This is a genomic window from Bradyrhizobium sp. P2_E8, assembly GCF_056403875.1.
Window position 1 is genome coordinate 1 of record NZ_JBFUES010000292.1, and the last position, 7,628, is coordinate 7,628.

The window sequence follows — 7,628 nt, forward strand, 5'->3', positions numbered from 1 at the left end:
CGTCCGACTCCGGTGCCGGCGCCCGTCACCACTGCGATCTTTTTCGCTTCACTCATCGTTTCCTGCCTTTTCTCTCAAGTTGTCAGGTTTTGGGGTCTTTTTCGTTCTTGTAGGGCGGGCGCGGAATGTTCTGATGCGCGGCGCGCAAGGCTGCCGACCAGCGCGAGCGCAGATCGTGGAAATAGGGCTCGCCCGCCTCGATACGGTGGTTGAGATCGGCATCGCAGGCGTCGGCGCGCACCACCAGCACGTCGATCGGCAGGCCGACGCCGAGGTTGGAGCGCATGGTCGAGTCCATCGAAATCAGGCCGGTCTTCAGCGCCTCGTAGAGCTCGACGTCGTAATGCATGGCGCGGTCGAGTACCGGCTTGCCGTATTTGTGCTCGCCGATCTGCAAGTAGGGCGTGTCGGTGGTGCACTCGATGAAATTGCCGGCGGTGTAGACCATGAACAGGCGCATGCGCGCCCCCTTGATCTGGCCGCCGAACAGGAAGGAGACGTCGAACGAGACGTCCTCGGACTTCAGCGCCGGGCCTTCGGTCGCATGCACCGCCCGGATCGCCCGGCCGATGCGCTGGGCGGCCTGGAACATGGTCGGCGCGTTCATCAGCGTCTCGATCTCGCCCGTGTTGGGATCCTCGAGGCCTTCGGTCAGTGTGGACAGCACCGACTGGCTGATGGCGAGGTTGCCGGCGCTGGCGATCGCCATGATGCGGTCGCCGGGCTTGGAGAAGATATGCAGCTTGCGGAAGGTCGAGACGTTGTCGAGGCCGGCATTGGTGCGGGTATCGGCGATCATCACCAGACCGTCCCGAACCAGGATTCCGCAACAATAGGTCATTTCCAGTCCCCGAACGCGTTTGCGCGGAATTACTAGCCAATTTCGGGGAGGCATGAAACCCCCGATTCCCGCGGGGAGGGCGTCATTCCGGGGCGCGACTGCTGACCTCAGTCAGCGGCATCGACGAGAAACGCCTCGTCCACGGGAACGCCGAGCGCCGTGACCAGCCGGTTCGTCTCCGCGGCCATGCCGACGATGGCGAGCAGTTCGCCATATTCGGCCTCGGTCATGCCCTTGGCCCGTGCGCCGGCAGTGTGCGAATGGATGCAGTAGCTGCAGCCATGCGCCACCGAAACCGCGACATAGAGCATTTCCTTGACCTTGGGATCAAGCGCCCCCGGCGCCATCACCTCCTTGATGCTCTCCCACGTCCGCCGCAGCGTCTTCGGATCATGCGCCAGCGCGCGCCAGAAATTGTTGACGAAATCCGACTGCCGAACCTTGCGGATGTCGTCGAAAACGGCCCGCGCTTCGCTGGAGAGCTCATCGTCCGAAAGCAGCTTTACGGTCGCCATGGGTACCTCGCGGGTCGGGTGTGACCTTGCGATTGTAGCACGGCTCATGCGGTCAGCCGGCAGCACGTCGTGGCGAGACGCGGCTATGCTTAGCTCTGCCGCTGTGACTGCGACTGTGATTGCCCGCCGCGGCCGGCCTGCTCGACCTTGACGGTCACAGACAGCGTTTCCGCGCCGCCGCCATAGCGGGTGCCGCGCACGGGGGCTGCGCCGAGATAGTCGAGCCCGATCGCGACACGGACATGGGCGTCGGTGGCACAGATGCTGTTGGCGGGATCGAAGCCGACCCAGCCGAGATCGGGAACATAGGCCTCCGCCCAGGCATGGCCGGCGTCCTGATGCACCGTGCCGTCCGAGCGCAGGAAATGGCCGGAGACGAAGCGGGCCGGCACGCCGCCGGTGCGGGCGCAGGCGATGAAGATATGCGCGTAGTCCTGGCAGACGCCGCGCTTGAGCGTGAAGGCTTCCGCCGCCGACGTGCCGCTATTGGTCGGATCCTCGTCGAACGTCATGTGGTCGCTGATCTCACTCATCAGCGCATGCAGGAAGCCGAGCGTGTCGCTCTCGGCCTCGCTGCGCAGCTGGCGCGCCACCGCCGCCATCGCCGGGTTGACTTCGGTCAGTTCCGTCGTGCGCAGGAACATGCCGGCCGGAAAGCGCTCGTCGGCGCCGCGCAGCACGCCGCCGGTATCGTGGGTTTCGATCAGTCCCTCGGCCGTGATCTTGATGTCGCCGACAGGGCCGCAGGACAGCACATGGGTGACGTTGCCGAAGGCGTCCTCATGGGTGTCGAGCTTGGTGTCGGTCGAGACGTCGATCTGCCATTCCGCCACATACTGCCCGTCATGGCTGCACGGCGTCATGCGCAAGATCTGGATCACGCTGGTGGCCGGCGGCTCGTAGCGATAGGTCGTGGTGTGCTGGATTCGCAGGCGCATGATGAACCGTTGTTCTGGCGTCATTCCGGGGCGGTGCGCAGCACCGAACTATGGTGCGCAATTGCGCACCTGAGAATCTCGAGATTCCGGGTCTGGTCCTTCGGACCATCCCGGAATGACGGCGTGTATCAGATCAAATACTGCTTCGTGATGATTTCGCCCAGCCTGGAATTGTCCGCGATGAATTCCTGAATGAATTCATGCACCCCGTGCTGGAAGATGTCGTTCATATTGCTGTGTTCGAGCCGGTTGCGGATGCCGCGGGCGTGGCGCTGGGCCGGGCCCTGGCGGCCGTAGGCGACGCCGATCTGGTCGAGATTGCGCACGAGGTTGCCGTAGCAGCTGGCCAGCGAGCGCGGCAACGTGTCGTTGAGGATCAGGAGATCCGCGATCAGCCAGGGCTTCAGCGTCTCGCGATAGACCCAGTGATAGGCGGTCAGCGCCGAGACCGAGCGCAGGATCGAAGTCCACTGGTAGAAGTCGAGCGGGCCGCCAACATGCTCTTCCTCGGGCAACAGCACGTGGTACTTCACGTCGAGAATGCGCGCGGTGTTATCGGCACGTTCCAGATGCACGCCCATCCGCGAGAACCAGTAGGCGTCGTTGCGCAGCATGGTCCGGTAGGCCGAGCCGTCGAAGCGCAGCGAGGTCTCCTGCACGAAGCGCAGGAACTTGGCGAGATCCTCGCGAGTCGAGGTGCCCTTGTTCCAGACCTCCTGCAATTCGATCCAGGCCGAGTTGATGGTGTCCCACATCTCGCTGGTGAGCGCGGTGCGCACCGAGCGCGAGTTCAGCCGCGCCGCCTCGATACAGTTCCTGATCGAGGACGGGTTGTTCGGCGAGAACGAGAGGTATTCGACGACGTTGTGCTCGTTGGCTTCCTCGTAGGTCTGATAGAAGCTTGCGGCGACGCCGGCGGTCAGCAGCGCCGAGTCCCATTCGTTGGTCTTGCCGATATAGGCGGCGGGAAGCGCGGTGACGCGCAGCGTCGCATCGATGGTGCGCGCGAGATATTCGGCCCGTTCGACGTAGCGGGCGAGCCAGTAGAGGTTTTCGGCGGTACGCGACAGCATCTGACTACTCGTCCAAAATCCAGGTGTCTTTGGTGCCGCCGCCCTGGCTCGAATTCACCACCAGGGAGCCTTCCTTGAGCGCGACGCGCGTGAGCCCGCCCGGCACGATCGTGGTGCTCTTGCTGCCGGTCAGCACGAACGGCCGCAAGTCGACATGGCGCGGAGCAAGGCCGGTGGCCGTGCAAGTCGGACAGGTCGAGAGCGCCAGCGTCGGCTGCGCGATAAAGCCTTCCGGCTCGCGCTTGAGCTTCTCGCGGAAGGCTTCGATGGTCGCCTTCGTCGCGGCGGGCCCGATCAGCATGCCGTAGCCGCCGGAGCCGTGCACTTCCTTGACGACGAGCTCGCCGAGATTGTCCAGCACATAGGCGAGGTCCTTCGGTTCGCGGCAGCGCCAGGTCGGCACGTTCTTCAGGATCGGCTCCTCGCCGAGATAGAACTTCACGATGTCAGGCATGTAGGAGTAGATCGCCTTGTCGTCGGCGATCCCGGTGCCGACCGCGTTGGCGAGCGTGATGTTGCCGGCCGCATAGGCCGACATCAGCCCGGGCACGCCAAGCACGGAGTCAGGGCGGAAGGTGAGGGGATCGAGGAAATCGTCGTCGACGCGGCGATAGATCACGTCGACGCGTTTCACACCCTCGGTCGTCCGCATGAATACTTCGTTGTTCTTGACGATGAGGTCGCGGCCCTCGACCAGTTCGATGCCGAGCTTGTCGGCGAGGAAGGAGTGCTCGTAGTAAGCGGAGTTGTAGACGCCCGGCGTGAGCAGGGCGACCGTCGGCTCGCCCGAGGCGCTTTGCGGCGCCACCGAGCGCAGGGCCGCGAGCAGTTCGTCCGGATAGCGCTCGACCGGCGCCACGCGGTGGCGGGCGAACAGATCCGGAAACAACCGCATCATGATCTCGCGGTTTTCCAGCATGTAGGACACGCCTGAGGGCGTCCGCGCATTGTCCTCCAGCACGATGAAGTCCTCGGCGTCGACCCGGACGATGTCGATGCCGGCGATGTGCACGTAGACGTCGTGCGGCACCTGCTGGCCGTTCATCTCTGGCCGGAACACCGGGTTCTGGAAGATCAGATCGTCGGGCACGACCTCGGCGCGGAGGATATCGCGGCCGTGATAGATGTCGCGCAGGAACATGTTGAGCGCGCGGACGCGCTGTTTCAGGCCCTTCTCCAGCAGCGCCCATTCCTTGCCCGACATGATCCTGGGGATCACGTCGAACGGGATCAGGCGCTCGGTCGATTCCGAATCGCCATAGACGGCGAAGGTGATGCCGATCCGGCGGAACAGGAGCTCGGCTTCCTGGCGGCGATATTCGAGCGCCTCGGGAGGCGTCTCCTTGAGCCAGCGCGCCAGCTCCTGATAGGCGGGGCGAAGGTCCCCGCCGGGAATATTCATTTCATCAAACGCGACTGCCATAGATCCCGACTTGTCTCCGCAAGGCGTTGCGCCATTTCACAGGTCGTCAGGCCTTGGTGAAGACCGCAACGTCCTGGCCATGCGGCAAGAGTGCATGACTTTCAGGTGGTAGCAAGGGCCGGGCCAGCGCGATAAGCATGGACTGGCAGCATTTACCGGGGATAGCAGGCAGCTTGCCTGAAAAAATGGCTGAGGACTGCTTATTTCGGCAGCAAAACCGCGTGACTTCAACGCGTTACCTCGGCAAAGTCGGCGCTACAGGTGAGGGACTTAAGGCATGAGCGAGATCGTCACGGCGGGCATTCTGGTCATTGGGGACGAAATCCTGTCCGGCCGGACCAAGGACAAGAACATCGGCTTCATCGCCGAATACCTGACCAATATCGGTATCGACCTGAAGGAAGTCCGGGTCGTCTCCGACGACGAGGACGACATCATCGCCGCATTGGATGCACTGCGGCATCGCTACAATTACGTCTTCACCACCGGCGGCATCGGGCCGACCCATGACGACATCACCGCCGACAGCGTCGCCAAGGCGTTCGGCGTCGGCATCGACCACCACCCCGAGGTGGTCGCCCGTTTCCGCGAACGCTGGAGCGAGCAGGACCTCAACGAGGCCCGCCTGCGCATGGCCCGCATCCCAGACGGCGCCGAGCTGATCCAGAGCGCGACCATCCTCGCGCCCGGCTTCAAGATCGGCAATGTCATCGTCATGGCGGGCGTGCCGTCGATCATGCAGGCGATGATGGACATCGTCTCGCCCAAGCTGAAATCGGGCGTGCGCATGCTCTCCGAATCGGTCCGCGCCAATGCGCGGGAAGGCGACATCGGCAGCCCCTTGCGGGCGATCGCCGCAGCCCATCCCGACACCATCATCGGCAGCTATCCCTTCATGGACGAGGACCAGAAGCCGAATACCAATCTGGTCGTGCGCTCGCGGGATGCGGACAAGCTCGCCGCAGCCATGGCTGCGGTGAAGGAAATGCTGGCAGGATTGAACATCACCCGGTAGCAGAAAGGCTGCCGGACGACGATTGGCAGGAGAAGACGATGGGCGGTGAAGCACCGGAACTGAGTGAGCAGGAGCGGGCAGGCAAGGCCTTTCCGGTCTCGTGGGACCAGTTCCACCGGGATTGCCGGGCGCTGACCTGGCGGCTCAACGAGGTCGGTCCGTTCCACGCGGTGATCGCGATCACCCGCGGCGGCCTGGTGCCGGCCGCGATCGTCGCGCGCGAACTCGGCGTGCGCGTGATCGATACGGTCTGCATCGCCAGCTACGACCACACCAAGCAGGGCGACCTCCAGGTCCTCAAGGGCATTTCAGAAGCTGCCATGAAGCTCGGCGGCGGCACGGGCAAGGGGCTGTTGATCGTCGACGACCTCGTCGACACCGGCAAGACCGGCAAGCTGGTGCGCGAGATGCTGCCCGACGCGCATTTCGCCACCGTCTACGCCAAGCCGAAGGGGCGTCCGCTGGTGGACACCTTCATCACGGAGGTGTCGCAGGACACCTGGATCTTCTTCCCCTGGGACACCGCGCTGTCCTACCACCCGCCGCTCCGCGACGGGGCGGCGTGATCATCGCCGTCATTGCGAGGAGCGAAGCGACGAAGCAATCCAGACTGCTTCCGAGGATGCATTTCTGGATTGCTTCGCTTCGCTCGCAATGACGGGCGTAGGCAGTCATGCCCCTGCAAAACCGTGTCACGCCCGCCGGCGAGATCATCGCCACCCCGCACCGCGGCATGTTCACCGGCAACCGCGGCATCATCCACGATCCCGCGACGAAGACGCTTCTGAAGAAGCGCTGGTCGTCGCCGGCCTGGATCACGTGCCTCTGCGAATTCCGCGGCTGGCGGCGGCCGGTGATGGCGCGCCGGAGCTGGACCGAGCTGTTCTTCCTCGACGAAGCCACCGCGTTTGCCGCAGGCCATCGGCCGTGCTTCTTCTGTCGCCGCGACGATGCCAGACGCTTTCGCAGTGCCTGGGAAGCGGGGAATGTTRCAAGCGACGTCAGCGCGAAGGCGATCGACACCGTGCTGCATCGCGAGCGCCTTGATCGCGGTAAGAAGCGGCTGCACGCGCTGCCGATGCCGCTCGTAGAATTGCCCGACGGCGCGATGGTGCAGCAGGGCGAGGAGAGTTTTCTGGTGGCGCAGGGCGGGGCGCTGCTGTGGTCGCCGGCAGGCTATGCGCCTGTTAACCGCGAACTCGCCGACRCAAAGCTGCTGACTCCGCCTTCCACGCTGCGCGCGATCGTCGCCGGCTATCGGCCCGCGTTGCATCCGACAGCGCGTAGCTAGCGCAGCGGCTTACCCTCTTCATCCACCGTCGTCCGGGCATCGCGCAGCGCCCATTCGCGGATCACCTGGCGGCAGCGGGTCAGCTCGGCATCGCTGGCGGTGTTCGCATCCTTCGACGCCCGCTCGACCATGGCCTTGCAGTTGACGAGCACGGAGCGGTCCTCCGCGCGTGCCAATGCTGTGGTCGCGACGAGTGCAGCGATGACCATCGCTGAACGGCTCACCGCAACTACCCCAGCTTCTCGCGCGCCAGCGCGGCACCTGCGCCGAGCGCCATCAGCTTGGCTTCGGCGATCTCCCGCCGCATCGGCGCCATGCCGCAATTGGTGGTGGCGATGATGTTGCTCTTGGGCACGAACTTCGACACCGCGTCGATCACCTGCACGACGTCCTCGGCCGTCTCCACCGTGTCGCTGGCGACGTCGATCACGCCAGCCTGCACGATCTTGTTCTTGAGCAGCGCGAGCAGGTCGAGCGGCACCTTGGAATTGCGGCACTCGATCGCGACCTGTTGGATCGGGCTGGCGTCGAT

The 7,628-nt window shown here is 64.3% G+C and carries 9 protein-coding genes and 1 pseudogene; 3 read left to right on the forward strand and 7 right to left on the reverse strand.

The window, feature by feature from the left end:
- Positions 1-82: 82 nt before the first annotated feature.
- From AC1D00_RS17720 to AC1D00_RS17740, 5 genes are all read right to left on the reverse strand, one after another.
- Entirely contained in the window at positions 83-841 is a 759-nt protein-coding gene (locus tag AC1D00_RS17720; RefSeq protein WP_477011547.1) for a proteasome-type protease, read from the reverse strand.
- A gap of 107 nt (positions 842-948) precedes the next feature.
- The gene (locus AC1D00_RS17725; RefSeq protein ID WP_092191578.1) at positions 949-1,356 is read right to left on the reverse strand and encodes a carboxymuconolactone decarboxylase family protein; all 408 of its coding nucleotides are present in this window, start codon (positions 1,354-1,356) and stop codon (positions 949-951) included.
- An 89-nt stretch (positions 1,357-1,445) separates the two neighbouring features.
- Complete coding sequence (locus AC1D00_RS17730) at positions 1,446-2,294, reverse strand: transglutaminase family protein (RefSeq protein WP_404557813.1); 849 nt, start codon at positions 2,292-2,294, stop codon at positions 1,446-1,448.
- 128 nt (positions 2,295-2,422) lie between these two features.
- Positions 2,423-3,367, reverse strand: coding sequence for an alpha-E domain-containing protein (locus AC1D00_RS17735; RefSeq protein WP_027547020.1), 945 nt, complete (start codon positions 3,365-3,367; stop codon positions 2,423-2,425).
- A gap of 4 nt (positions 3,368-3,371) precedes the next feature.
- Positions 3,372-4,790, reverse strand: a complete 1,419-nt coding sequence (locus AC1D00_RS17740) for a circularly permuted type 2 ATP-grasp protein (RefSeq protein WP_027547021.1) — start codon at positions 4,788-4,790, stop codon at positions 3,372-3,374.
- A gap of 277 nt (positions 4,791-5,067) precedes the next feature.
- Between AC1D00_RS17740 and AC1D00_RS17745 the strand changes: the two genes are divergently transcribed.
- The 3 genes from AC1D00_RS17745 (at position 5,068) to AC1D00_RS17755 (ending at position 7,096) form a co-directional block, all read left to right on the forward strand.
- Positions 5,068-5,805 carry a competence/damage-inducible protein A gene (locus AC1D00_RS17745; protein WP_404557812.1) on the forward strand — a complete coding sequence of 246 codons (738 nt, stop codon included), beginning with the start codon at positions 5,068-5,070 and terminating at the stop codon, positions 5,803-5,805.
- Between the two features lie 38 nt (positions 5,806-5,843).
- On the forward strand, positions 5,844-6,371 hold the full coding sequence (gene gpt / locus AC1D00_RS17750; RefSeq protein ID WP_027547023.1) for a xanthine phosphoribosyltransferase: 528 nt from the start codon (positions 5,844-5,846) through the stop codon (positions 6,369-6,371).
- 107 nt (positions 6,372-6,478) lie between these two features.
- Positions 6,479-7,096, forward strand: coding sequence for a hypothetical protein (locus AC1D00_RS17755; RefSeq protein ID WP_477011548.1), 618 nt, complete (start codon positions 6,479-6,481; stop codon positions 7,094-7,096).
- Here AC1D00_RS17755 and AC1D00_RS17760 read toward each other — a convergent pair.
- Complete coding sequence (locus tag AC1D00_RS17760; protein ID WP_404557810.1) at positions 7,093-7,305, reverse strand: hypothetical protein; 213 nt, start codon at positions 7,303-7,305, stop codon at positions 7,093-7,095. The genes AC1D00_RS17755 and AC1D00_RS17760 overlap by 4 nt on opposite strands.
- 20 nt (positions 7,306-7,325) lie before the next feature.
- Positions 7,326-7,628: pseudogene (locus AC1D00_RS17765) on the reverse strand (methionine synthase); the annotation flags it as partial.